The 24,411-nt window shown below is 74.1% G+C and carries 20 protein-coding genes and 4 pseudogenes; 4 read left to right on the plus strand and 20 right to left on the minus strand.

Features of this window, described 5'->3' with window-relative positions:
* Positions 1-19 precede the first annotated feature (19 nt).
* From ACEXOX_RS17080 to ACEXOX_RS17110, 7 genes and pseudogenes are all read right to left on the minus strand, one after another.
* Entirely contained in the window at positions 20-1,216 is a 1,197-nt protein-coding gene (locus tag ACEXOX_RS17080) for an RNA polymerase sigma factor (protein ID WP_406521620.1), read from the minus strand.
* Between the two features lie 218 nt (positions 1,217-1,434).
* Positions 1,435-3,356: pseudogene (dnaG, locus tag ACEXOX_RS17085) on the minus strand (DNA primase).
* 182 nt (positions 3,357-3,538) lie between these two features.
* Positions 3,539-4,501, minus strand: coding sequence for a pyridoxal-phosphate dependent enzyme (locus ACEXOX_RS17090; protein ID WP_406521622.1), 963 nt, complete (start codon positions 4,499-4,501; stop codon positions 3,539-3,541).
* 91 nt (positions 4,502-4,592) lie between these two features.
* Positions 4,593-4,892 carry an oxidoreductase C-terminal domain-containing protein gene (locus ACEXOX_RS17095; protein ID WP_406526373.1) on the minus strand — a complete coding sequence of 100 codons (300 nt, stop codon included), beginning with the start codon at positions 4,890-4,892 and terminating at the stop codon, positions 4,593-4,595.
* Between the two features lie 84 nt (positions 4,893-4,976).
* A pseudogene (locus ACEXOX_RS17100) lies at positions 4,977-5,869 on the minus strand (NAD(P)/FAD-dependent oxidoreductase); the annotation flags it as partial.
* Positions 5,870-6,185: 316 nt separating this feature from the next.
* A complete protein-coding gene (locus tag ACEXOX_RS17105; protein ID WP_406521624.1) occupies positions 6,186-7,535 on the minus strand; it encodes a deoxyguanosinetriphosphate triphosphohydrolase in 1,350 nt (449 codons plus the stop codon).
* Positions 7,532-8,524, minus strand: coding sequence for a sirohydrochlorin chelatase (locus ACEXOX_RS17110; protein ID WP_406521625.1), 993 nt, complete (start codon positions 8,522-8,524; stop codon positions 7,532-7,534). The genes ACEXOX_RS17105 and ACEXOX_RS17110 overlap by 4 nt, the downstream gene beginning before the upstream one ends.
* Before the next feature lie 352 nt (positions 8,525-8,876).
* Here ACEXOX_RS17110 and ACEXOX_RS17115 point away from each other — a divergent pair.
* Positions 8,877-10,915: pseudogene (locus ACEXOX_RS17115) on the plus strand (molybdopterin oxidoreductase family protein).
* Positions 10,916-10,933: 18 nt separating this feature from the next.
* On the opposite strand, the gene ACEXOX_RS17120 reads toward ACEXOX_RS17115, so the two are convergent.
* From ACEXOX_RS17120 to ACEXOX_RS17135, 4 genes are all read right to left on the minus strand, one after another.
* Positions 10,934-11,392 carry a nuclear transport factor 2 family protein gene (locus tag ACEXOX_RS17120; protein ID WP_406521626.1) on the minus strand — a complete coding sequence of 153 codons (459 nt, stop codon included), beginning with the start codon at positions 11,390-11,392 and terminating at the stop codon, positions 10,934-10,936.
* A 110-nt stretch (positions 11,393-11,502) separates the two neighbouring features.
* Positions 11,503-11,958, minus strand: coding sequence for a MarR family winged helix-turn-helix transcriptional regulator (locus ACEXOX_RS17125; RefSeq protein WP_406521628.1), 456 nt, complete (start codon positions 11,956-11,958; stop codon positions 11,503-11,505).
* 97 nt (positions 11,959-12,055) lie between these two features.
* Positions 12,056-13,078 (minus strand): adenosine deaminase, encoded by a 1,023-nt coding sequence (locus ACEXOX_RS17130; protein ID WP_406526374.1) that lies wholly within the window; start codon positions 13,076-13,078, stop codon positions 12,056-12,058.
* 86 nt (positions 13,079-13,164) lie between these two features.
* On the minus strand, positions 13,165-13,653 hold the full coding sequence (locus ACEXOX_RS17135) for a gamma-glutamylcyclotransferase family protein (RefSeq protein WP_406521630.1): 489 nt from the start codon (positions 13,651-13,653) through the stop codon (positions 13,165-13,167).
* A gap of 119 nt (positions 13,654-13,772) precedes the next feature.
* Between ACEXOX_RS17135 and ACEXOX_RS17140 the strand changes: the two genes are divergently transcribed.
* Positions 13,773-14,504 carry a vancomycin high temperature exclusion protein gene (locus tag ACEXOX_RS17140; RefSeq protein ID WP_406521632.1) on the plus strand — a complete coding sequence of 244 codons (732 nt, stop codon included), beginning with the start codon at positions 13,773-13,775 and terminating at the stop codon, positions 14,502-14,504.
* A 37-nt stretch (positions 14,505-14,541) separates the two neighbouring features.
* Here the strand turns inward: ACEXOX_RS17140 and ACEXOX_RS17145 are convergent, their stop codons facing one another.
* Positions 14,542-15,621: a trypsin-like serine peptidase gene (locus ACEXOX_RS17145; protein WP_406521633.1), complete on the minus strand. Its 1,080-nt coding sequence runs from the start codon at positions 15,619-15,621 to the stop codon at positions 14,542-14,544.
* Between the two features lies 1 nt (position 15,622).
* Positions 15,623-15,919 (minus strand): divalent-cation tolerance protein CutA, encoded by a 297-nt coding sequence (gene cutA / locus ACEXOX_RS17150; protein WP_406526375.1) that lies wholly within the window; start codon positions 15,917-15,919, stop codon positions 15,623-15,625.
* Positions 15,920-16,294: 375 nt separating this feature from the next.
* Here cutA and ACEXOX_RS17155 point away from each other — a divergent pair, with 375 nt between their 5' ends.
* Positions 16,295-16,627, plus strand: coding sequence for a cupin (locus ACEXOX_RS17155; RefSeq protein WP_030022365.1), 333 nt, complete (start codon positions 16,295-16,297; stop codon positions 16,625-16,627).
* 46 nt (positions 16,628-16,673) lie between these two features.
* On the opposite strand, the pseudogene ACEXOX_RS17160 reads toward ACEXOX_RS17155, so the two are convergent.
* The 4 genes and pseudogenes from ACEXOX_RS17160 to ACEXOX_RS17175 form a co-directional block, all read right to left on the minus strand.
* Positions 16,674-17,458 (minus strand): annotated as a pseudogene (locus ACEXOX_RS17160) (sulfite exporter TauE/SafE family protein).
* Positions 17,459-17,666: 208 nt separating this feature from the next.
* Entirely contained in the window at positions 17,667-17,993 is a 327-nt protein-coding gene (locus tag ACEXOX_RS17165; RefSeq protein ID WP_406521635.1) for a hypothetical protein, read from the minus strand.
* Positions 17,990-18,277, minus strand: a complete 288-nt coding sequence (locus ACEXOX_RS17170; protein WP_406521637.1) for a hypothetical protein — start codon at positions 18,275-18,277, stop codon at positions 17,990-17,992. Before ACEXOX_RS17170 ends, ACEXOX_RS17165 begins: the two co-directional genes overlap by 4 nt.
* Positions 18,274-19,578 carry an enterochelin esterase domain-containing protein gene (locus ACEXOX_RS17175; RefSeq protein WP_406521639.1) on the minus strand — a complete coding sequence of 435 codons (1,305 nt, stop codon included), beginning with the start codon at positions 19,576-19,578 and terminating at the stop codon, positions 18,274-18,276. Before ACEXOX_RS17175 ends, ACEXOX_RS17170 begins: the two co-directional genes overlap by 4 nt.
* 214 nt (positions 19,579-19,792) lie before the next feature.
* Here ACEXOX_RS17175 and ACEXOX_RS17180 point away from each other — a divergent pair, with 214 nt between their 5' ends.
* The gene (locus ACEXOX_RS17180) at positions 19,793-21,823 is read left to right on the plus strand and encodes a glycoside hydrolase (RefSeq protein ID WP_406521641.1); all 2,031 of its coding nucleotides are present in this window, start codon (positions 19,793-19,795) and stop codon (positions 21,821-21,823) included.
* Between the two features lie 183 nt (positions 21,824-22,006).
* On the opposite strand, the gene ACEXOX_RS17185 is transcribed toward ACEXOX_RS17180, so the two are convergent.
* The 3 genes from ACEXOX_RS17185 to ACEXOX_RS17195 all read right to left on the minus strand — a co-directional run bounded on the left by ACEXOX_RS17185 (position 22,007) and on the right by ACEXOX_RS17195 (position 24,299).
* Positions 22,007-22,297, minus strand: a complete 291-nt coding sequence (locus ACEXOX_RS17185; RefSeq protein WP_406521643.1) for a general stress protein — start codon at positions 22,295-22,297, stop codon at positions 22,007-22,009.
* Positions 22,298-22,464: 167 nt separating this feature from the next.
* Positions 22,465-23,094, minus strand: coding sequence for a hemerythrin domain-containing protein (locus ACEXOX_RS17190; protein ID WP_406521645.1), 630 nt, complete (start codon positions 23,092-23,094; stop codon positions 22,465-22,467).
* Complete coding sequence (locus ACEXOX_RS17195) at positions 23,091-24,299, minus strand: hypothetical protein (RefSeq protein ID WP_406521647.1); 1,209 nt, start codon at positions 24,297-24,299, stop codon at positions 23,091-23,093. The genes ACEXOX_RS17190 and ACEXOX_RS17195 overlap by 4 nt, the downstream gene beginning before the upstream one ends.
* Positions 24,300-24,411 lie beyond the last annotated feature (112 nt).

A 24,411-nucleotide genomic window follows, 5' to 3' on the forward strand; every position in this document is an offset into this window, starting at 1 on the left:
GGCAGGGGGTGCGCTTCCCTCAGTCCAGGTAGCCCCTCAGTTGGTCCGCGAAGGCGTGGTCGCGGAGTTTGTTCAGGGTCTTGGACTCGATCTGGCGGATGCGTTCGCGGGTCACGCCGAAGATCCGGCCGATCTCCTCCAGGGTGCGGGGGCGGCCGTCGACCAGGCCGTACCGCAGTTGGACGACCTTGCGCTCCCGTTCGCCGAGGGTGGACAGGACCGCTTCGAGGTGTTCGCGCAGGAGCAGGAAGGCCGCCGATTCGACCGGGGACGCGGCGTCGCCGTCCTCGATGAGGTCGCCCAGGGCCACGTCGTCCTCCTCGCCCACGGGGGCGTGCAGGGAGACCGGTTCCTGGGCGAGGCGCAGCACCTCGCTGACGCGTTCCGGGAGCAGGTCGAGCTGGGCGGCGACCTCCTCGGGGGTGGGCTCGTAACCCTGTTCCTGGAGCATCCGGCGCTGGACCCGGACGACGCGGTTGATCAGCTCGACGACGTGCACCGGCACGCGGATCGTGCGGGCCTGGTCGGCCAGGGCGCGGGACATGGCCTGGCGGATCCACCACGTGGCGTAGGTGGAGAACTTGTAGCCGCGGGCGTAGTCGAACTTCTCGACGGCGCGGATCAGCCCGAGGTTGCCCTCCTGGACGAGGTCGAGCATGGTCAGGCCGCGGCCGACGTAGCGTTTGGCGACGGAGACGACGAGGCGCAGGTTGGCCTCGATGAGGCGGCGCTTGGCCATCCGGCCGAGGACGACCAGCTTGTCGAGGTCCAGGGCGAGTTGGGAGTCCAGGTCGGGGGCGAGCCGCAGCCGTTCCTCGGCGAACAGGCCGGCTTCCACGCGGCGGGCCAGTTCGACCTCCTCCACGGCGGTGAGCAGCGGTATCCGGCCGATCTCGCGCAGGTACTGGCGGAACAGGTCGGAGGACGGACCGCCGGCCTCGGGGCGGGGCGGCGGCTCCGGGGCGATCTCCTCCACGAGGATTTCGGGTGCGGGCGGCTCGGCCTGCTGCGGCACGGTGGCCGTATCCGCGGCCGGCGCGTCGGCGAGGGTCCGGGTCTGCACGGGGGCGACCTCCAGTGTGATCGCTGCTGAGGCGGCGGAAAGGCCGGGACCGTCTGCGGCCGAGCCGCTGTCCGTCCCGTACATCAAGAGCGGTTCCGCGGGGGTTTCCGGTTCCGTACGTCCGGGCCCGCCGCGCTCCGAGGACTCAGGCACCGCTCCTCAGTGTGGAGTACGACACAGTCCCGCCACGAGGGGCGTGCGGGCACTTTTGGGTCCGGACGGTGACCGCGCGGCTACGGCGGGGTGGGTGCGGGGGTACGGGCGCCGGGGTACGGGTGCCGGGGTGCGGGGCGTCCGCGGCCGCCGCCCGCGCGTACGGGGCCGTTCGGGCGGGCGGCGGCTTCCGGTGCCCGGCCGCCGGGCGCAGGCGGCTACAGCGCCGCGTAGCCCCGTTCGCGGAGGGACTGGCCGTACTGCTGGAGGACCCAGAGCTCGTTCTGGACGGCGGCCAGGTGCTGGGGGTCGGCGTTCGGGCCGAGGCGCTGGAGGGCGCCGCGGATCTCCGTGACGCGGCTGTTGACGGCGGCCAGCCGGACGGCGACCAACTGGACGCCCGCGTACGCCTCGTCGGGGTCGCGGCGGGTGTGCAGGGGCTCCACGGCCAGTTCGGTGACCATGGCGCGGACCGTGTCGTCGGGGGCGGCTTCGCGGACCCGGGCGAGGTAGGTGGTGTCGCCCGCGGCGGACAGGGCGCCGCCCGCGTCCTCGATGCAGCGGCGGACGGTGGCGTACGGGGGCGCGGTGAACTCGTCGACGCCGTACGCGTCGAAGGCGGGCGAGACCAGGTCGGGGCGCTGGAGGGCCAGCTTGAGCAGTTCCCGTTCGACGCGGTGGGCGGGGCTGCGGAGGTTCAGGGCGGGGCCGCGCGGGCCGGCCGGCGGCTGGGCGCCCTCGGGGGCCTGCTGTCCGGCGCGGCGGCCCGTACGGGACGGGTCCTGGCCGTTCTGGCCGTCGCGGCCGCGGTCGCGGGCCCAGCGGGCGAGCTGGCCGACCCGGCGGACGACGAACTGGGTGTCGAGGATGCCGAGCATCCCGGCCAGCTGTACGGCGGACTCGTGCTGGATGGAGCTGTTCTTGATGTTGGCGACGATGGGCGCCGCCTCGTCGAGGGCGGCGGCGCGGCCCACGGTGGTGTCGAGGTTGTGCCGGGCGACGACCTGGCGCAGCGCGAACTCGAACAGCGGCGTACGGGCCTCCACCAGCCCGGCGACGGCGGCGTCGCCCTCGGCCAGGCGCAGGTCGCAGGGGTCCATGCCGCCGGGGGTGATGGCGATGGACGTCTGGGCGGCGAACTTCTGGTCGTCCTCGAAGGCGCGCAGTGCGGCCTTCTGGCCGGCCGCGTCGCCGTCGAAGGTGAAGACGACCTCGGAGCCGGAGTTGTCCATCAGCAGCCGGCGGAGGATCTTGATGTGGCCCTCGCCGAAGCTGGTGCCGCAGGTGGCGATGGCGGTGCGGACGCCGGCCAGGTGGCAGGCCATGACGTCGGTGTAGCCCTCGACGACGACCGCCCGGCTGGTCTTGGCGATCTCCTTCTTGGCTAGGTCGATGCCGTACAGGACCTGGGACTTGCGGTAGAGGGGGTCTCCGGGGTGTTCAGGTACTTCGGGCCGTTGTCGTCGTCGCGCAGTTTGCGGGCGCCGAAGCCGACGACCTCGCCGGCGATGTCCCGGATCGGCCACATCAGACGGCCGCGGAAGCGGTCGATGGGGCCGCGGCGGCCGTCCTGGGAGAGGCCGGAGAGGATCAGTTCCTGGTCGCTGAAGCCGCGGCCGCGCAGGAACCGGGTGAGGTGGTCCCAGCCGGCCGGGCTGTAGCCGACGCCGAAGTGCTGGGCGGCGGCCTGGTCGAAGCCGCGGTCGGCGAGGAACTTGCGGCCGATCTCGGCCTCGGGGCCGTCCAGCTGCTCGGCGTAGTACTGCGCCGCGATCTTGTGCGCCTCGACCAGGCGGGTGCGCTCGCCCTGCTGGCGGCCCGGGGTGTAGCCGCCCTCCTCGTAGCGCAGCGTGATGCCGGCCTGGGAGGCGAGGCGCTCGATGGTCTCGGCGAAGGAGAGGTGGTCGAGCTTCATGATGAAGTCGACGACGTCCCCGCCCTCTTGGCAGCCGAAGCAGTGGTAGAGACCCTTGGCCGGGCTGACGTGGAACGACGGGGACTTCTCGTCGTGGAAGGGGCACAGGCCCTTGAGGTTGCCGCCACCCGCGTTCCGCAGCTGGAGGTACTCGGACACGACGGCGTCGATCGGGACCGCGTCCCGCACCGCCTTCACGTCGTCATCGTTGATCCTGCCAGCCACCCCTGAATTCTACGGGTGGGGTACGACAGTCCCCGCCGCCCCCGCCCGGCGGGGGACGCCGGACCCGGTGGGAACCTGCCGGAACGCCCGGTACGGCCGTGCTCAGGCCCCCGGGTCCTCATGTCCTCGGGTCTTCAGGCCCTCGGGCCCTCGGGTCCCCGGGTCCTCGGCCTCCCGGGTCCTCAGGCCATCAGCTCCAGGAACCGGTCCAGCCCGATGTTGCCGCCGGAGATCACCACCCCGACCCGGCGCGGCAGCGGGTCGACGGCCCCGGCCAGCAGGGCGGCCAGCGCGGTCGCCCCGCTCGGCTCGGTGACGATCTTCAGCCGTTCGAAGGCCAGCCGCATCGCGGCCCTGATCTCGTCGTCGCCGACCAGCACCACCGAGTCCAGCAGCCGCCGGTTGATCGGGAACGTCAGTTCGCCGGGCTCCGGCAGCGCCTGCCCGTCGGCGATGGTGCGCGGTACGGGGACGCGGACCCGCTCCCCGGCCGCCAGCGAGCGCCGGGTGTCGTCCCCGGTCTCCGGCTCGACGCCGATCATGCGGATGCCGGGGACGAGCGCGGTGGCGGCGACGGCCGAGCCCGCCATCAGACCGCCCCCGCCGACCGGCGTGAGCAGGGCGTCCAGCGGGCCGGTGTCCTCGATCAGCTCCAGGGCGGCGGTGCCCTGGCCGGCGATGACGTGCGGATGGTCGTACGGCGGGATCAGGGCCAGGCCGCGTTCGGCGGCGAGCCGCGCGCCGAGCGCGGCCCGGTCGCCGGTGTAGCGGTCGTACGTGACGATCTCGGCGCCGTAGCCCTCGGTCGCGTCCCGTTTGGAGCGCGGCGCGTCCTCCGGCATGAGGATGACGGCGCTGCTGCCCAGCTCCCGGGCGGCCAGGGCGACCGCCTGGGCGTGGTTGCCGGAGGAGAACGCCGCGACGCCGCGCGCGAGCTGCTCCGGCGCCAGCCGCGACATGGCGTGGTAGGCGCCGCGGAACTTGAAGGCACCGGCCCGCTGAAAGTTCTCGCACTTCAGGTGCACCTCGGCGCCCACGAGGGTGTCGAGGGTGCGGGACCGGAGCACGGGGGTGCGGTGGACGACGCCCTTGATGCGGGCGGCGGCGTCCTGGACGTCGTCGAGCGTGACGGTGACTCCGCTCACGGGTGGGTGTCTCCCTGGGTGTCGGCTGCGGTGCGGGTTCTCGTGCGCCTTCTCCCCCGCCGGGCGCGCGGACGCGCCCGGCGGTGCGGGCTCAGAGCAGCGAGTCCAGGGCCACCTGCGGGTTGGCCAGCGCGTTCGGGTCGAGGACCTGGCCCGAGCGGATGAGCTGCTGGATCGGCCCGGTGACGTCCCACATGTTGACGTTCATGCCCGCCAGCAGCCGCCCCTCGCTCAGCCAGAACGCGATGAACTCGCGCTTGCCGACGTCGCCGCGGCAGACCACCTGGTCGTACGAGCCCGGGGGCGCGTAGCCGGAGTACTCCAGTCCGATGTCGTACTGGTCGGAGAAGAAGTAGGGGATCCGGTCGTACGTCACGTCCTGGCCGAGCATGGCGCGGGCCGCGGCGGGGCCGCCGTTGAGGGCGTTGGCCCAGTGCTCGACGCGCAGCCCGGCCGGTTCGCCGTCCTCCGAGGGCAGCAGCGAGTACGGGAAGGCGGCGACGTCACCGGCCGCGTGGATGTGCGGATCGGAGGTGCGCAGCGCGGCGTCCACGGCGACGCCGCCGCCGTGCGCCGGGTCGACCAGGGTGAGCCCGGCCTGTTCGGCGAGGGAGGTGCGCGGGGCGGCGCCGATCGCGGCGAGCACGTCGTGGGCCGGGTGCTCCTCGCCGTCGTCGGTGCGCGCGGCCAGCACCACGCCGTCCTGTCCGGTGATCTCGGTCAGCCGGGCGCCGAAGTGGAAGCGGACGCCGTGCTCGCGGTGCAGGTCGGTGAAGAGGCTGCCCAGTTCGGGGCCGACGACGCTGTGCAGCGGCGTCGGCTCGGGCTCCACGACGGTCACCTCGGCGCCGTACGAGCGGGCGGCGGCGGCCACTTCCAGGCCGATCCAGCCGGCCCCGGCGATGACGAGGTGGCCGTTGTCCCGGCCGAGGGACTGCAGGACGCCGCGCAGCCGCTCGGCGTGCGCCAGACGTCGCAGGTGGTGGACGCCGACCAGGTCGGTGCCGGGGATCTCCAGGCGGCGCGGCTCGGCGCCGGTGGCCAGCAGGAGCTTGTCGTACGCGATCAGGGTGCCGTCGCCGAGCCGGACCGTGCGGGCCGCCGGGTCGAGGTGGACGGCGGGCTGGCCGAGGTGCAGTTCGATGTCCGCGCCGGCGTACCAGGCGGGCTCGTGGACGAAGACGCTGTCGCGCTCCTCCTTGCCGAGCAGGTACCCCTTGGAGAGCGGGGGCGCTCGTACGGGTGGTCGCGCTCGTCACAGATCAGTATCACCCGGCCGGTGAAGCCTTCCGCACGAAGGGTCTCGGCGGCTTTTGCCCCGGCCAGGCCACCCCCGACGATGACGAACGTCTGGTGTGCGTCGACCACTTGCTTCCTCCTCGCTGCGGCGCGGTGCGTCCGCGTCCGTGAACGCCCCCGGTCGTGTCCCCGTTCTACCCCCCGCAGTGCTTGCGCCGCGTACTGCCCGGCGCGGGCGGCCGCGTGTCACCGCCCGGTCGTGTGACGCGGATCTGTCATATCGCGTTCCGCGGCCGTCCACCCCGTCGTGCCCCTGTTTTGTTTCCCCGGTTCGCGGCACTCAAGCTTGAGCGTCCCGCAGCCGGCGTGCCGCGGGAAGAGGGCCCGTGCCCCAGGGGGCGCACCGGTCCCGGCCATGGTGGCCCGGCGGCGCGGGCGCCGCTGGTCAGAGCGTGCCCCGTGGCCGGGTGAGCCGGGCGTGCAGGGAGCGTGCCGAGGCGTCGGTGAGGGCGGCGATCTGGTCGATCAGGGCGCGCATCCGGGCGGTGTCGTCGCCCGCCGCCTCGGCCCGGTCGTACAGGGCGCGGAACTGCGGGTCCAGGCCGTCGGGTGCGCGGGCGACCAGCGCCTCGGCCAGTTCGGCGATGACGACGCGCTGGTCGGCGCGGAGCGCCTCCTGGTCGGGGCGGCGCATGACGTAACGTTCCGCGACCGCCTTCAACACGGCGCATTCCAGCCGGATTCCGGGCGGTACGACGAGCCGGGCGCGGTGCCGGGTGAATCCCCCGGTGCCGGAACGGCCCGGCAGATGTCCCCACTCGGCGCGGGTGGCGGTCTCGGCGGCGAGGCAGAAGCGGCCGATGAGCTGGCTGGTGGCGTCCTTCAGGCGGGCCTGGGCGACGGCCGTGCCGTCGTAGCCGTGCGGCCACCACTCCTGGTCGAGCAGGCGGTCGAGGGCTTCGCCCAGTTCCGCCGGGTCGGCGCCGGGTGCGTAACGTCCGGCGGCGATCGCGAACACTTCGGCACGTTCGGGCTCGGCGAGCAGGCAGTTCGGGTCCAGGTAGCCGGCGTGCAGTCCGTCCTCCACGTCGTGCACCGAGTACGCCACGTCGTCGGCCCAGTCCATGACCTGCGCCTCGAAGCTGCGGGCCGCCTCCGGCGCGCCCTGCCGGAACCAGGTGAAGACGGGCAGGTCCTCCTCGTAGACACCGAACTTGGACGAACCGGGGTCGGTGGGGTGGCCGCCGCGCGGCCAGGGGTACTTGGTCGCGGCGTCCAGGGCGGCGCGGGTGAGGTTGAGGCCGACGCTGACGGCCGTGCCGTCGGTGTCGGGGACGAACCGTTTTGGTTCCAGGCGGGTGAGCAGCCGCAGCGACTGGGCGTTGCCCTCGAAGCCGCCGCAGGGCGCGGCGACCTCGTTGAGCGCCTGTTCGCCGTTGTGCCCGAACGGCGGGTGGCCCAGGTCGTGGGCGAGGCAGGCGGTCTCCACCAGGTCCGGGTCGCAGCCGAGCGCCGCGCCGAGTTCGCGGCCGACCTGGGCGCACTCCAGGGAGTGGGTGAGGCGGGTGCGGGGGCTGGCGTCCCACAGGTGTTCGGTGCTGCCCGGGGTGACGACCTGGGTCTTGCCCGCGAGGCGGCGCAGCGCGGCGGAGTGCAGCACCCGTGCGCGGTCCCGTTGGAAGGCGGTGCGGCCCGGGCGTTTGTCGGGCTCGGGGACCCAGCGTTCGGTGTCGGCCGCTCCGTACCCCGTACCGTCGTGGCCCGCTTCGCGGCCCGTCGTTCGTGTGCCCGTCATACGGTGACGGTAGCCGCCCCGAGGGAGTCCTGGACGCACCCGCCGCGGGCGGCGAGTGCCTGGTCGTAACGGTGCAGGACCAGCCGGGCCAGCGCGGGGTGGTCGCCGAGCGGTGCGGCGGCGGGTCCGGGGGCGGCCGCGGCGCACTGGGCGGCGAAGCGGCCGGGAGCGGTGAAGCAGGAGGCGAGGGCGGGCCGCCGGTGGCCGCGGGCGGCGAGGACGCGCAGCGCGGCGGGGACGGAGAGCGGGGTGCCGGGCGGGCCGCCTTCCGGGGGCGCCGAGGCGTAGGCGGGCAGGACGGGTATGCCACCGAGCCGTTGGGACAGGAGTCGCGCCGTACGGGCCGTGTCGACGGCCGATTCGGGAGCGCGGGACCCTGCGGCGGCCAGCACGACGGCGCTCGGACGCCGGGCGCCGGCCTCTTCGAGGCGGGCGTGCAGGGCTTCGGCGAGCAGGGGGTGGGGGCCGAGCGGGCGGGCGAGGCGCGCGGCGAGGTGCGGTGCGCCGGCCAGCGCGGCCGGGATGTCGTGGCCGACGTGGTGCCCGCGGGCGAGCAGCAGCGGTACGGCGACGGCCTGGCCGTCCAGTTCCGCCAGCGTGTCCGGGAGCAGGGGCGCGTTCAGCTCGATGTGGCCGAGGCGGACGACGAGCCCGGGGCGCAGCTCCCGTACCCGGTCCAGGAGGGTGGTGACGGTGCGCAGCGCGGCGGGGTCGCGGCTGCCGTGGGCCACGGCGACGAGGGCGGGGGCGTCCGGTGGGCGGACGGGACGGGAGTCGTTCGGTGGTCCGGCCGGGCAGGGGGCGCCCGGGCGGCGGGCCTCCGGGGGGCGGGCGGCGGAGGGCCGCGGGGGCAGGCCGTGCAGCCGGACCCGGCTGAGCCGGTCGCCGAGCTGGACGCTGATCTCCGTCATGAGCTGCGCCGTACTGTCGAAGGGGACCGCGGCGCACAGAGGGGCCGCGGGCGGCGGGGGCGGGGTCGACGCCTTCATGGGGGAGCCTGGCAGCCGGGCGTTGCCGGGCCGTTGCGCGGGTGTGACGGCTGGTTTCCGGTGGCTGACGGGCCGCCGGGACGGGCGTGAGGGGTACGGGTCCGGTGCCCCGGCCTCCTCACCTCCCCCGTACGGGCGCCGTGAGGCCCGCTTCCCCGGCCCGTAACGCCGTCCCGGACCGGCGGAAACACGGGCGTCGCAGGCTGGCCCCATGAACGCCGCCAGCCCCCGCACCACCGCCGACCCGGCGGCCGCACTCCCGAAGCCGACTCCTGACCCTGCCTCGGACACGCTCCCGGGCCCGGCCGCGCCCGTCGACACCCACTGCCCGTACTGCGCCCTCCAGTGCGGCATGGGCCTGCGCCTCCTCCCGGCGGGCGCCGCGGACGCCCCCGCCGAGGTCGTGGAACGCCCCGCCTTCCCCGTCAACCGGGGCGCCCTGTGCGGCAAGGGCCGCACCGCGGCCCACCTGCTCGCGCCGGGCGCCCGGCTGACCGGGCCGCTGGTCCGCGACACGGCGACCGGCCGTCTCGTACCGGCGGACTGGGACACCGCCCTCGCCCGGGTCGCCGCGGGCCTGTCCCGTACCGGCGCGGTGTACGGCAAGGACGCGGTGGGCGTCTTCGGCGGGGGCGGGCTGACCAACGAGAAGGCGTACGCGCTGGGCAAGTTCGCGCGGGTGGTGCTCGGCACGTCGCAGATCGACTACAACGGCCGGTTCTGCATGTCCTCGGCCGCCGCCGCACACCAGCGGGCCTTCGGTCTGGACCGCGGGCTGCCCTTCCCGCTGGCCGACGTCGCCCGCACCGGCTGCGTCATTCTGGTCGGCTCCAACCTGGCCGAAACCATGCCGCCCGCGCTGCGCTACCTGACGGAGCTGAAGGAGAACGGCGGCCGGCTGATCGTCGTCGATCCGCGCCGTACCCGTACGGCCGACCAGGCCGACCTGCACCTGGCGCCGCGCCCCGGCACCGACCTGGCCCTCGCGCTCGGCCTGCTGCACCTGGTGGTGGCGGAGGGCCGTACGGACGAGGAGTTCATCGCGGCGCGCACCAGCGGCTGGCCGGCGGCGCGGGCCGCGGCGATGGCGCACTGGCCGGAGCTGGTCGAGCGCATCACCGGCGTACCGGTCCCGCAACTCCGGGCGGCGGTGAGCCTGTTCTGCGCGGCGGACAGCGCCATGGTGCTCACGGCCCGCGGCCCCGAGCAGCAGTCCAAGGGCACCGACACGGTCGGCGCGTGGATCAACCTGTGCCTGGCGACCGGCCGCGCCGGACGCGAGCACTCCGGGTACGGGTGCCTGACCGGCCAGGGCAACGGACAGGGCGGCCGCGAACACGGCCAGAAGGCCGACCAGTTGCCGGGCTACCGCAAGCTGTCCGACCCGGCCGCGCGGGCGCACGTCGCAGGGGTGTGGGGCGTACCGCCCGAGTCCCTGCCGGGCCCCGGACGCAGCGCGTACGAGCTGCTGGACGCGCTGGGCCGGGACGTCCGCGCCCTGCTCGTGATGGGCTCCAACCCCGTCGTCTCCGCACCCCGCGCCGCCCATGTCGAACAGCGCCTCCGGAGCCTGGACTTCCTCGCGGTGGCCGATGTGGTGCTCTCGGAGACCGCGGCCCTCGCGGACGTGGTCCTGCCGGTGGCCCAGTGGGCCGAGGAGACCGGGACGACGACCAACCTGGAGGGCCGGGTCCTGCTGCGGCGCCGCGCCCTGCCCCCGCCCCCGGCGTCCGTACGGACCTCCAGGTCCTCCATTCCCTCGCCGCCCTCCTCGGCTGGGAGAAGGGTTTCCCCGCCGACCCGGAGGAGACCTTCGACGAACTGCGCCGCGCCTCGGCCGGCGGCCCCGCCGACTACGCCGGTATCACCTACCGCCGGATCGCCGCCGAGGACGGCGTCTTCTGGCCCTGCGCCGACGAGGAGCAGCCCGGCACCCCGCGCCTCTTCCTGGACCGCTTCGCGACCCCCGACGGCCGGGCCCGCTTCGCCCCGGTCACCCACCGCCCGGCGGCCGAGGAGCCCGACGACCGCTACCCGGTGGTGCTGACGACCGGCCGCGTCCTGGCCCAGTACCAGTCGGGCGCCCAGACCCGCCGCGTCCCGGAGCTGAACGCCGCGGCGCCCGGCCCGTACGTGGAGATCCACCCCCGGCTCGCCCGGCGGTACGGCATCGAGGACGGCCGGCCGGTCGCGGTGGTCTCCCGCCGCGGCCGGGCGGTGGCCCCCGCCCGCTTCAGCGAGGCGATCCGCGCGGACACCGTCTTCATGCCCTTCCACTGGCCGGGGCCCGGCCGCGCCAACACCCTCACCAATCCGGCGCTGGACCCGGTGTCGGGGATGCCGGAGTTCAAGACGTGCGCGGTGCGGCTGGAACGGGTGGAGGAGACGTAGGGGCGATGCATGGCGCCTTCACGGCGTGCAGGCTTCGGCGATCGAGAGGCTGTTCTCGTAGAGGTGGTGGCGGGTGATGCGGCCGTTCTCGACGGTGAGGCGCAGGGCGAACGGGCCCTCGAAGGACTTGCCCGTCGCCCGCACCGTTCCCGCCACGTGCCCCGTCACCACGGCGTCGGTGCCGTCCACGAGGAAGGTGTCGACGGAGGCGCGCGACTGCTCGGGCACGGTGTGGGCCGCCAGTTCCTCGGCCTGGGCGGCGCATTCGGCGGCCGTGCGCCGGGGGCGTATCCACGGGACGGCCGGGTTCTCGGCGAGCAGCCAGTCGACCTCGTCGGCGAAGAGTTCCGTGAGCCGCCCGGTGTCACCGGCCAGCCGGGCGGTGAGGAACTCCTGCACGACGGTCCGGGTGGCTTCGGCGGCGGATCGCGCGGGAGCGACTGGAGTCGGCGTGTGCGGGGTGGGCTCGGCGGTCATCGCGTGCTCCTCGCTGCTGCGGGCGGTTCCGGCGGATGCGGCTTCCTTGACGGGGCCGATCCTGTCGCGGGAGGGGCGTGCGGTCGATTACTCCCGGGGTAATGAGGGCCTCAGTGGTGCCGCATCTTCCCGCCGACGTTGTGGATCATCCGCTGGAGCACCTTCAGCGTGCGGACGTACTCCTCGTCGCTGATGCCGTCGTGGATCCGGGCCCGCATCTCCGTCTGGAGGGCGGCGCAGCGGGTGTGCAGGGCCGTGCCGTCGGCGGTGATGTGCAGCCGGCCGCCGTCCTGGGTGAGCAGGCCCCGGCCGAGGAGGCTGTCGACGGCCGTGGCCATGCCCTCGGCGCCGGTGTCCAGATAGTCCTTGAGCATGTCGGTGACCTCGGCCCGGTCGCGGCCGCCGGCGTGGCCCACCACCTGGTTCAGCACCCACCACTGGGGCTGGCCGAGGCCGTGGCGGGCCAGCCCGGCGCGGATGTGGGTGACGGCCGCCGTGTGGGCGGCCCAGGCCCAGTAACCGATGGGCTGGCCGGCCAGTTCGGCGTCGCTGTGCGAGTACTGCACGGTCGTGTCCTCACCTGTGGGTGGTGGGCGTGGCGCCCTGGTGAGGAAGAACCTAGAAGCTCAAGCCGACTTGAGGTCAACAGCGGCCGGGCCCCGCTCAGCCCCGCCCGTGCGCCTCGACCTCCTTGAGGTACGCCTCGCGGGTCGGCTCGTCCAGGAAGGACGCGCGGAAGGAGTTGCGGGCGAGGGTGCGCAGGGTCTCCTCGTCCAGGTTCAGGGCGTCGCGTACCGCGGTGAAGTTGTCGTCGGCGTAGCCGCCGAAGTAGGCGGGGTCGTCGGAGTTGACGGTGACCAGCAGGCCCGCCTCCAGCATGGCGGGCAGCGGGTGGTCGGCCAGTTCGTCGATGACGCGCAGCCGGACGTTGGACAGCGGGCAGACGGTGAGCGGCACCTGGTCGGCGACCAGGCGGGCGACCAGCCGCTCGTCCTCCAGGCAGCGCACGCCGTGGTCGACCCGGTCCACGCCGAGGACGTCCAGCGCCTCCCAGACGTACGACGGCGGGCCTTCCTCGCCCGCGTGCGCCACGCACTTGAGCCCGGCCTCCCGCGCCAGCGCGTAGACCTCCCTGAACTTCGACGGCGGGTGCCCGACCTCCGCCGAGTCCAGGCCGACGGCGGTGATCCGGTCCAGGTAGGGGCGGGCCGCCTCGAAGGTGGCGAGGGCCGACTCGGCGCTCTCGTCGCGCAGGAAGCACATGATCAGGCGGGTGGTGATGCCGTACCGCTCCTCGGCGGTGTCCAGGGCGCGCGTCAGGCCCTCGATCACCGTGCCGACGGGGACGCCGCGCGCGGTGTGCGCCTGCGGGTCGAAGAAGATCTCCGCGTGCCGGACGCCCTGTGCCTCCGCGCGCGCCAGGTAGGCGTGGGTCAGGTCGGCGAAGTCGTCCTCGGTGCGCAGGACCGCCATCAGCGCGTAGTAGAGGTTCAGGAACGACTGGAGGTCGCTGAAGGAGTAGGCGCGGCGCAGCTCGTCCTCGGTGGCATAGGGCAGGGTGACGCCGTTGCGCTCGGCGAGGGCGAAGGCCAGCTCGGGTTCCAGGGTGCCCTCGATGTGGAGGTGCAGTTCCGCCTTGGGGAACGGGGGTTCGCCGGGCTCGGGGTGGAGGGGGCACGCTGGGATCACACCTGTCTGCTGCTGGGGCTGCCGGGGCTTCCGGTACTGGCGGGGCCGCCGGGTCCTGTGCGGTTCGGGGGAAGTCGTCCAGATTAACCGGGCGGCGGCGCCGGACGGGCGGCCGGGGCGGCCGTACGGTGCGCCGTTCCCGCAGCGCGTCCGCGCAGCCAGTCGCCGCCGGGTATCGGTGTGCCGGACGCGCGCAGCCGGGCGGCGAGCGGTGCGGCGGCCACGTACACCCAGGCCCGTACGCTCCGGCCGTCCGCGCACTCGGCCTCCCGCGCCACCCGCTCGTAGAGGTTGCCGGGGCCGCCCGGCACGTACCCCTCCAGCCGGTCGAGGGCGGCGCGCACGGAGTCGTAGACGTCCTCGCGCGGCGCTATGAGGTCGCCGTGCACGACGGCTTCGGCGGGGCCCGGCACGGCGTACGGATAACCTGGTCCCTCGTACAGCAGTACGCCTCTGACCAGCGCGGATTCCTCGGACGCCGTGCGGCCGCGCAGGCACCGGGCGTGGTTGGCCCGGCCGGGGCGCAGCGTTCCGTAGACGAAGAACGGCAGGCGCTCGGGCTCGGTGGTCATCCGGGCGGGCTCCTTCGGGTGCGGTACGGGGCGGGGGCCCGGCCCCCTCGTTCCCGCAACCATGCCAGGCCACGGCGCGTCGCTGCTTGCGAGAGCAACAAGAACAACGGGGGCAACGGATGACACAGCGGTCACAGCAGACACGCCAGCCACAGCGGGCACAGCGGGAAGGGTGGCTACGGCGCATACGGAGCCGGGTGCGGCTGCCCCGGACGCGGCGCGGACAGCGGCGGGTCTTCCAGGTCGCCGTGCTGGCGTGCGTCCTGGCGCTGCTGCCGGCGACGTGGATGAACGCCGCCGCGGCGTCCCGGATCCGTACGGTCGAGGACGTCCCGGCGGCGCCGGTCGCCGTGGTCTTCGGCGCGGGGCTGTGGGACGGCGAGCCCTCCCCGTACCTGGCGCACCGGCTGGACGCCGCCGCCCGCCTCTACCAGCGCGGCACGGTCCGCGCGCTCCTCGTGACCGGCGACAACAGCCGCGAGGACTACGACGAGCCGGACGCCATGCGCCGGTACCTGGTCGCGCACGGCGTCCCGGCGGACCGGATCGTCAGCGACTACGCGGGTTTCGACACCTGGGACTCGTGCTCCCGCGCCCACCGGGTCTTCGGCGTGGACCGGGCCGTCCTGGTCAGCCAGGGCTTCCACATCCGGCGCGCGCTGGCGCTGTGCGGCGCGGCCGGTATCGACGCGTACGGGGTCGGCGTCGACGCCCGGCACGACGTGACCTGGTACTACGGCGGGACCCGCGAGGTGTTCGCGGCGGCGAAGGCGGCGGCCGAGGCCGCCGTACGGCCCGATCCGCGTTTCCTCGGGCCGAAGGAGGACGGGGTGTCGGTGGCACTGCGGTGACGGCGCCCCCTCGGCGGCCGTGGGGGCGCCTCCGCCCTCAGGCCGCGACCGCGCGGGCGTAGAGCCGGAAGACCTCCGAGCCGTAGTACGGGCTGTAGGACGTCCGGTGCCCGTCCGGGCCGGACGGGCCGCCGCCGTTCAGGCCGCCGATGTTGCCGACCACGTACCCGGTCTTCGTCCGCTCGTCGAAGCGGCTCAGCCACGGGCCGCCCGACGTGCCGCCGTAGAACCCGCCGCACTCCATGCGCAGCTGCCGCCGCCCGGTGAGCCGGCCGGTCCGTACGTCGCACCGGACGGCCTGGTCGGCGGGGTCGTTGCGGACGGTCGGGTAGCCGATGACGGTGACGTCCGTGGTGTAACCGGGGGTGCGCAGCAGGATGTTGCCGCCGGTCATCGACTCCAGGGTGCGGCCCCGGCTGTCCGGCGCGACCGTCGCGAACGCGAAGTCCAGGTCCGATCCGGGGCCGGTGCCGGCGCGTCGCGGGTCGGTGAAGCCGCGCTCGACCGCCCAGACCCCGTACGGCTGGGTGGTGGCGCCGGAACGATACTGCGGGACGAAGGCCGCACGGGACCCCGGCTTGCAGTGCCCGGCCGTCAGGATCAGGTTGCGGTGCGGGCTACGGACGACGCTCGCGGTGCAGTGGTGTGCCCGTGCGTCCTTGTCGACGGAGAACAGCACGCCGACGGAGGGCACGCCGCCGAAGTGCTGGGCGGACCGGGCGGCGCCCGCCGTGGCGCGCGCGCCGGGCGCACCGGCGCTCTCCCCCGGCGGAGCGGCGCTCTTGCCGCTGCCCGCGCCCGCCGGGGCGGCCGCCGCCATCCGCCCGGCCGTCCAGTACCGGGCCGCGGCCTCGCTCGTCCAGGCGCCCGCGCCGCCGCCGTCATCGGCCGCGTCGGTGACGGCGCCGCTCGCGGGCGCCACGAGGAGGCACAGCGCCAGCCCGGCACCGGCGGCGCTCAGCCGGCCGCGGGCCCGCCGTCCGCCCCGGCGCCCGCGGCCGCGCCGCCCCGCTGCCCCCCGTACCCCGGAGTCCCGTGCCTCGGAGTCCCGTGCCCCGGAGTCCCGTGCCCCGGAGTCCCGTGCCTCGGAGTCCCGTGCCCCGGATCGCCCTCCCACGTCAGCTCGTCTCCTCCGCGACCCACGCGAGATAGCCGGCCCCGCCCCGCGTGACGGGCGTGGCGATGATCTCCGGCGTGTCGTAGTCGTGCGCCGCGACGAGGTACGCCTCCAGCGCCTCGTACCGCGCGGCCGCCGTCTTGAACAGCACCTGCCACTCCTGTGCCGTCTCGATCGCCCGCTCCCACCGGTACACGGACGTGACGGGCGCGCTGATCTGCGCGCACGCCGCCACCCGCGCCTCCACCGCGCCGCGTGCCAGCGTCTCCGCCTTCTCGGCGCTGTCGGTCGTCGTCATGACGGTCAGGAAGCCGGCCGGGCCGCCGTCCGCTGCCGCGGCGCGTTCCTGCCGCCCGTCGTGTTCCGCCGGTTCGTCTCGCATCCGGACGCCTCCTTCGGGCACTGGGTCGCTGATCAGGTTCCTCGCATCGTACGGACTCCGGTGATCACCCGGCCGCCGCCCGCCGCCGCGCGCCGTCCACCGGTGATTCCGCGGCCGGGCGGCCATTCGGCAGCCGACCGGCCACCCGTCAGGATGGACCGGGCCGCACGGCGGTGCGGTGGGCGGAGGCGATACGGGTACCAGTACCGGCACCGGTGCCGGCCCCGGCGCCGTGGACCCCCGAAGAACCCCGACGAACCCCCGACGAACCCCCGATCGAAAGGCCGCGTCATGGACGACCTCAGCTCGCTCGCCCGCCGCCAGCTCGACGACGCCAGGGCCTCCGCTCACGGGCGCAGCGCCCACCTCTTCCTCCAGGACGGCCCGCTCCGGCAGACCGTGATCGCGCTCATCGAGGGCGCCGCCCTGGACGAGCACGTCACACCCCCGGCCGCCAGCCTCCAGGTGCTGCACGGCCGGGTGCGGCTGACCGGGACGAGTGACGACCGGGACCTGATCGCCGGGCAGGTGATGCCGGTCCCCCACGAGCGGCACGGCCTGAAGGCCCTTCAGGACTCCGCCGTCCTGCTGACCGCCGTCACGGCGACGAAGTCCATGAACTGACCGCAGCCGGCCGCCACCGGCCCCCAGGCCGGTCGGCGCCAGGCCCTCAGGCCAGCCACTGGTCGAAGGCCAGCTTGCACAGCAGCGTCACCACGACCACGACCAGCACCCCGCGCACGAACCCGGCCCCCGCTTGAGGGCCATGCGCGCGCCGACCGTGCCGCCGACGAAGTTGAACACCGCGAGCAGGGCGCCCAGTTGCCACAGGACCGTGCCCTGGTAGGCGAACATGGCCAGGGCCCCGACGTTGGTGCACACGTTGACGACCTTGGCGGTGGCCGAGGACGTCACCAGGTCCATGTGGAGGATCGCGGCCAGCGCGACGACGAGGAAGGCGCCGGTGCCGGGGCCGATGAGGCCGTCGTAGAAGCCGATGCCCAGGCCCGCGACCAGGAGCGCGGCCAGGAGGCGCCGCCGGGTGACGGGCCCCGAGGGCGGCGGGGCGGTGCCGAAGGCCGGGCGCAGGAGGACGAACGCCAGGACGCCCACCAGGACGGCCATGATGAGCGGGCGCAGCACCGCGCTGTCGATGCCCGCCGCGAAGAACGCGCCGCCCAGCGAGCCGCCGAGTGCGGCCAGGCCGATGCGCAGGGCGGTGCGCAGGTCGATCGGGGCCTTGCGTACGTAGGTCCAGGCCGCGGCGGCGGTGCCGACGACGGCCGTGGACTTGTTGGTCCCCAGGACGTACGCGGCGGGCGTGTGCGGGAGGCCGACGAGCAGGGCCGGCAGGAGCAGCAGACCGCCGCCGCCCACGACGGCGTCGATCCAGCCCGCCGCCAGGGCGGCCAGGCACAGCAGGAGAGTCGTCGTCAGAGATATGTCTGCGGGCACCGGCCGATCTTAAGGAGCCGGGCGGGGCGGGAGGGGCCCCCGTGGCGGGAGTCACAGAAGTGGCGGGCGGGGGACGCCCGGGACCGCGCAAGGGACGTGCGGTGCAGGGGTGATGGGCGGGTGGCGGGCGGCCCGTGACCGCCGCCCGCCACCCGTCCGCATCAAGGGCGCCCCGCCCCGGCACTGGTGGGGCGGGGCGCCGCGTCCGTCATCCGGCGAGGGCCTTGGTACGCCGGTGAGGACGGTCAGGGACGGACCGCTGCGGGCGGTCCTTGGGGAACCGCTGGGGGCGGTCCTTGGCGGGCCGCTGCGGACGGTCCGCGACCGGCCGTCGCGCGCGGTCGGGGGCAGGCCGTTGCGGGCGATCCGTCGTGGCACGTTGCGGGCGGTCCGGTTGGCGTTCCGTCGCCGACGGAGCCGCCGGACTCGCCGGGTCCGCCGACTTGGCCGTACGGAAGCGGGGCGTGCGCAGGACGGCGTGGTACGCGCGCGACTTGAGGGCGTAGTACGCGAGGCGCGGGGTGAAGGGCTTCATGCGGACCCTCGTGTTCCGGCGTCGGCGGCCGGCCGGCCCAGCAGGTCCGCCAGCCCCTCCGCCAGGCCGCCCGCCCAGCAGGCGTGGTCATGACCGCCGTTGTACTCCCTGTACGTGACCGGATGGCCGAGGACACGCAGCGTGTCGCGCAGTTCCCGGGAGCGGGTGCGCGCGTCACCCTCGTACCGGCCCGCCCGCAGGTGGATCCGCAGTGCGCGGCGGCCTCCCGCGGCGAACCGTTCCGCCAGCCAGGACGGCCGTTCCGCGACGTCGCTCCCGTTCACCGGGCCCGCCCCTCCGGCCGCCACCACAGCGCGGGCGACTGGGCCAGGACGTTGCCGAACCGGCGCGGCGCCACGAAACCGGCGTACAGCGCGGTGAGTCCGCCCAGGCTCTCGCCCGCGACCACCGTGCGCGACGGGTCGAACGTCACCGGCAGCCGCGCCGCGGCCCAGGGCAGCAGTTCGGCGGCGAGGAAGTTCGCGTACGCCTGCCAGCCGCCGAACTCGCGGGCGCGGGTGGCGTTGTCCACGGCGTCCGGCGCCAGCACGACCAGCGGCGGCAGCACGCCGTCCGCGATCAGCCGGTCGAAGAGGCCCTGCACACCGAGCCGCCCGAACCACATGTCGCCGTCCAGGAGCACCAGCGTGTCGGCCCCGCCGTCCGGGAGCGGCCCCGGCGGTACGTACGTCCAGACGTCACGGCGGGCGGCGAGGGCGGCACTGGTCAGCCGGTGCCGTTCGACCGTGCCCCGGGCCGCGCTCTCGTCCGGTCCGGCGGCCCACGGCCGCCACGGCTGCGGCGGGGCGTCGGACAGCTCGAAGACCGAACCGCCCTCGCCGCGCCAACGCGACGGCATGACGTGCGGGTTGAGCGGATCGGGCCGCGCGGCGGCGAGCAGCGGGAGCAGCCGGGCCTGGAAGTCGTCCGCGGGCTCGGAGCCCGGCGCCGACGACAGCTCCGGTGCGGCCGACACCGCCGACACCGCCGACACCGCCGGCGACGACACCGGCACCTCCGGCATCGCGGCCGACACGTCCCCCGTACGGGCCCGACCGCCCTCCGCCCCCGTGTCGGGCGCGATGACGTACGACCCACGGTGGTCGGAGGGCAGCCGGTAGGTGAGGTGCCAGACGTCGGTGCCGTGGATGCGGCGCATCAGGCTGCCCGCGAGGTGCGCGCGGTCCACCAGGCGGTTGACCAGCAGGAGGACCCGGCGGGTCCGGTCCGTGCCGCGCCACAGGAAGGTGACGGCCCGGTGCTCGGGGTCCCAGGGGATCGGCTCGACGAGCGGGGTCCCCTGCGTGGCGGCCTCGGCCCAGAACTCCCGTACGGCGGCGTCGCGTCCGCCCGCCACGGAGGCGGCCAGCGCGACGATCCGCGGGCTGTCCACGATCTCGGCCGGTGCCGGGCGCGACGTGTGCGGCGGGCCGGCGGGCACGGCTTCCGCGGCCCCCGTTCCCGCCGGTCCGCCGGAGGGTGCGCCCGGCACCGGCCCCCGTACCGCTCCCGTCGCCGTACCCGTCGCGGCACCCGGCAGGGTTCCCCCGACCGCGCCCGTCGACGTGCCCACCGATGTCTTCATCGACGCTCCCATCGACAACCCGCTTCCCGCCCGGCACTCCGGCGCGGGCACAGACGACTTCGGCCGGGTCGTACGCAGCGCGCCCGACCTCGACTTAGGTAAGCCTAACCTAATCGCACATCGGTCGCCGGGACAACACCTACGGGGACGGCGGATCAGCGCCGCCGCCTGGGCTCTTAGAGAGTTCTTAACCCCGCGCACTATTCACGTGTCCATGGATTCCAAGATCGCCCCGACCGGCGGCGAACCCCGCCCCGGCGCCCGCACCCGACCCCGCTCCCGTACCGGTACGCGCGTGCTCGCCGCCTCCCTCGTACTGACGGCCACGGCCACCGTCGGCGCCTCCGGGTGCAGCAGCCAGGCCGTGGCCGGGACCGTCGGAGGGCGGCACGTCGACATCCCCGTACGGGGCGGCACGGCCACCGTCGACACCGGAACCCTCGCCGTCAACGCCCGTACGGCGGACGGCAGAAGCCTGGCCCTGTCCGCCCCGTCCGGCACCGCCCTCGGCACGCCCGGCCCGGTCGAGCGCACCGACGGCGGCGCCCGCTGGAGCTACCCGGACCAGGGGCTGACGGTGACCGCGCGCGCCGACCACGGGCGGCTGCGGGTCAGCATGAAGGCGGACCGCGACGGCTCCGTGAGCTGGCCGGTGACCGGCACCGACCGGGCCGCGTCGTCCGTCCAGCTGCCGCGCGGCGAGGGCCTGGACATCCCCGTACGCGACACGTTCTGGAATTCCGCGAAGGGCGGCCTCACGGGCGACGCGATCGACGTGGGCGGCCAGCTCGAACTGCCGCTGTGGGGCTACTCCCTGGGCAAGGGGCACGGCGTCAGCTACCTCACCCCCACCGACCTCGGCACCTCGCTGAAGTTCCGCTCCGACGGCGGGCGGCTGACCACCTCCACCACCCACGCCTTCACCGGCGGCGACGGCACCCGCGACTACACCGTCACCTTCGCCCTCACCGACGGCAACCCCGTCGCGCCCGGCGCCGACTACCGCTCCTGGCTCTCCGAGCACGGGCAGCTCGGCAGCCTGCGCGAGAAGATCCGCAAGAACCCGGCGAACGGGCGGCTGCTGGGCGCCTTCCACGCGTACGTGTGGGGCGACGCGCGCAAGGCCGGCGGCGTCGGGGAACTGCGGAAGCTGGGCGTGGACCGGATGTGGCTCGGTTACGACGCCGGGGCCGACCCGATGGACGCCGCGGCCGTCGAGGCGGCGAAGAAGGCGGGCTACCTCGTCGGCCCGTACGACACGTTCGCCAACGGCCAGGACCCGAAGACCGCCGACTCCCCCACCTCCAAGTGGCCCGGCACGGTCTACCCCGACTTCTGCGTACGGGACGCCCAGGGCAAGCCGGAGACCGGGTTCGGCAACCGCGGCTGCTACCTCAGCTCGCGCGCCTTCGAACAGGCCGAGCCGGAGCACCACTACCTCGCCGACCGCACCCGCGCCATGACCGCCAACGGCGCCGACAGCTACTTCCTCGACGTCGACGCGACCGGCGAGGAGTTCCGCGACCACAGCGCCGCCCACCCGATGACCAAGGCGGACGACCGCGCGAACCGGCTGGCCCGGATGCGGCGCCTGGCCCAGGACAAGAAGCTCGTCCTGGGTTCGGAGAGCGCCCAGTCCTGGGCCAACGAGGTGCTGGCGTTCGACCACGGGGCGGCCACCCCGGTCGCCGACGGTCTGTGGAAGCTCCAGCGCGACAAGGAGACCTGGGGCGCCTGGTACCCGCAGAACGCCCCCAAGACGTTCTTCAAGCCGGTCGAGCTGCCGGCCGACCTGGCGAAGGCGATGTACGACCCGGCCTACCGGGTGCCGCTGTACGAGACCGCGCTGCACAGCTCACTCGTCAACGCCGAGCGCTGGGAGCTGTCGTACAACAAGCTGCCGAAGCAGAAGACCGACCGCGCGCTGCTGGCGATGCTCTACAACATCCCGCTGAACTACGTGCTCGACGGCCCGTCCATCAAGAAGTCCGGGCCCGAGCTGGCCGCGCTGCAGAAGTACTTCTCACCGCTGCACAAGGCGGCGGGCACCGAGCAGCTGACCTCGTTCCGCCGCCTGACCGACGACAACCTCGTGCAGCGTACGGAGTTCGGTGACGGCAAGCTCACCGTCACCGCCAACTTCGGCAAGGTCCCGTACGCCGGGCTGCCCGCCGGCTGCGTCGACGCCAAGCTGCGCGGCGACCAGCAGCCGAGGCGCCTGTGCCCGGCGAAGCCCGGGAGCTGAGTCCGGCCGGAGGCTGAGAGCCTGGTCGGGGACCGCCCCCGGCCGGAGCTGACGACGGAGTGAGGGCGGACGTCCGGTGGACGTCCGCCCTCTGGGTTCCCGGTGGGCCGGTGGCCCCGCCCAGGGTGCCTGCGGCATGGCGCGGCATCCGGTTCGGCGAGGGCTCACCACCCCGTCCGGCAGCTACTCGCCCTGGCGGCTCCGGCCGCCCTTCTGACCGGCCTCGGAGGCACGCTGCGGGTCGTTCGCGAAGTTGCCGCCACTCTCGTGGCCGCCCTTCTGACCAGCCTCGGAGGCACGCTGCGGGTCGTTGGCAAAGTTGCCGCCACTCTCGTGGCCGCCCTTCTGACCAGCCTCGGAGGCACGCTGCGGGTCGTTCGCGAAGTTGCCGCCACTCTCGTGGCCGCCCTTCTGACCGGCGTTCGCGGCCTTCTCGCGGTCGTTGGCGAAGTTGCCGGGGTTGGACTCAGCCATCGTCACTCACCCTTACCTAGATCTTGGCTGTGCCTTCCAGTCCACCGCGTAGCCGATCTTCCGGGCGCTAAACACCTCGCAGCGGGAAGAATCCGGCAGACCGGTTCCGGTTCCGGTTCCGGTTCCGGTTCCGGTACCGGCCTGCCCGAGGCCGGCCGGACCGCCGCTCATCCGTCCTTGCCCAGGGCCTTGCGGACCGCGTCGCGGGTACGGTCCACGACGGCCGCCACGGGACCGAGCACGGCGTTCGCGGCGCCGGACTCGACACCGGGGTGCGGATGCGTGGGCGCGGTGCCTTCGGCCGCCTTGACGGCCTTGGCCATGGCGGCCAGCCGGGCGGGGTCGTTCAGCCGCCGCAGCCGCGAGAACTCGTAGCGCTCCTCCGCGCGGGCGTGCTCCGTCACGTCCGTGCGCAGCGACAGCAGCCGCGGCAGGAACGCCTCGTCCTCGACGTCCATGCCGTCCAGCGCGGACAGGTCCTGCTTGGCGGTCTTCTCTTCGGCCAGCCGGTCCGCGACGATGCCGTCCCCGCCGTCCGCCGTCCGTTTCACATACGGGTGGACGGCCTCCTCCTCGGCCGTCTCGTGCACGGCCAGCATCCGCACCAGCCGGCGGAACGCGTCCCGGCGGGCGTCCCCGCTGCTCTGCTCCACCTCGTCGAAGAGGTCGCGGATCTGCCCGTGCTGGGCGATCAGCAGCGCGACCACGTCCGTGTCCGGCGTGGGGTTCCGGTCGGTGGCCGGGTCGGTCGTCGCCGTGGTCCGCCCGTCCCCGCCACGGTCCGCCGGGGCCGTCACCGGTCGTCCCCCGTCCGCAGTGCGGCGACCGGGTGCTCGCCCTCCGTCTGCAACCGGTGGTCGCCGCCGATCAGCTTGTCGTGCTCGGCCAGCACCCGGTCGCTCGGCGTCGTCCCGCCGCCGTTGAGGGCTTCCTGCATCGCCTCGAACCGCTCATGGGCCTCGCGGACGTAGCCCGCGCCCAGCGTGGTCAGGTCCAGCTGCTCGGCGATCAGTTCCCGCAGGTACCCCTTGTTCGGTTCAAACGTCAGCACGTTGGGCAGCTCGGGGGCCAGCACCTCGGCCGGTTCGCGCCCGTCGTGACGCCGCATCAGGTCGCAGGCGATGTGCAGGTGCTCCAGCTCCATGTTCAGGTGCAGCTCCCAGATGGCCTTCACCTTCGGGTCGCTCTCCTGCTCCATGAAGGAGTGGTACAGGTAGCACTCGTTGTACTCGTGGTTGACCAGCTGCTCCCACCACGTCTCGCCCGGGTCGACCAGCGACTCGTAGTGCGTGACGTGCTCCTCCTCGATCAGCCCGATCTCCTGGTAGAGCCGGCGGGCGATCGGCTCCATGTAGGTGGGGCCGGTGTTCATGTAGAAGTTCATCGTCTGCTGCTCGGCCGACATGATCGTCAGCGCGTGCAGCTTCGACAGCGGATCGGTCCTGGCCCTGTCGTACGGCTCGCGCACGTTGTCCACCGGGTGGCGGTGGTGGAGCGGGGTGGGGCGGCCCGGCATCACCTCGGTCAGCCCGTCCACGATCGTCTCCGCCTTGCGGTGCTCGATCATCTCGTACAGGTTCGCGTACCGGTACAGGTGGTCGAAGTCCTCCAGCACCCCGAACTGGTACGCCTGCCTGAGGTACGGATCGGGCTCCATCCGCGCCACCCACGCCGTCAGGTCCACGGCCACCTGCTCGTAGGCGATCGTCGTCTCCAGCACCGACGAGACACCCGGCAGCAGCCAGTTGACCGCCTTCTGCTGCTGCGCCTCGATGTAGCGGGTACGCGCCAGCTGCTGCTTGATCTCCATGTCCGGACAGTGCCGCGCCAGCTGGTGACCGAACAGGATCGCCTCCACCTCGATCCCGTTCATCGTGATGATCCGGCACCGGGTGTACGGGTCGCAGTGGTCCGGGTCGATCGGCGTCACGTTCAGCTCACGCCAGTTGCGTACCTGCCGGTCCAGCGGGATGCCCCGCTGCTCCAAGGGGTTGAACGACATCGGGCTCTCCAGCCGTAGCGGAACGGGAACGTTCCAGCCCCGAGTGCCCCCGCCCCACGGAAGAAACGGCGGAACCCCGTCGGGTTGCGTCCCGAGGGCGGGCATGACAGAC

The sequence above is a fragment of the Streptomyces sp. Ac-502 genome, from assembly GCF_045222935.1.
In the GTDB taxonomy this organism is placed as follows: domain Bacteria; phylum Actinomycetota; class Actinomycetes; order Streptomycetales; family Streptomycetaceae; genus Streptomyces; species Streptomyces monomycini.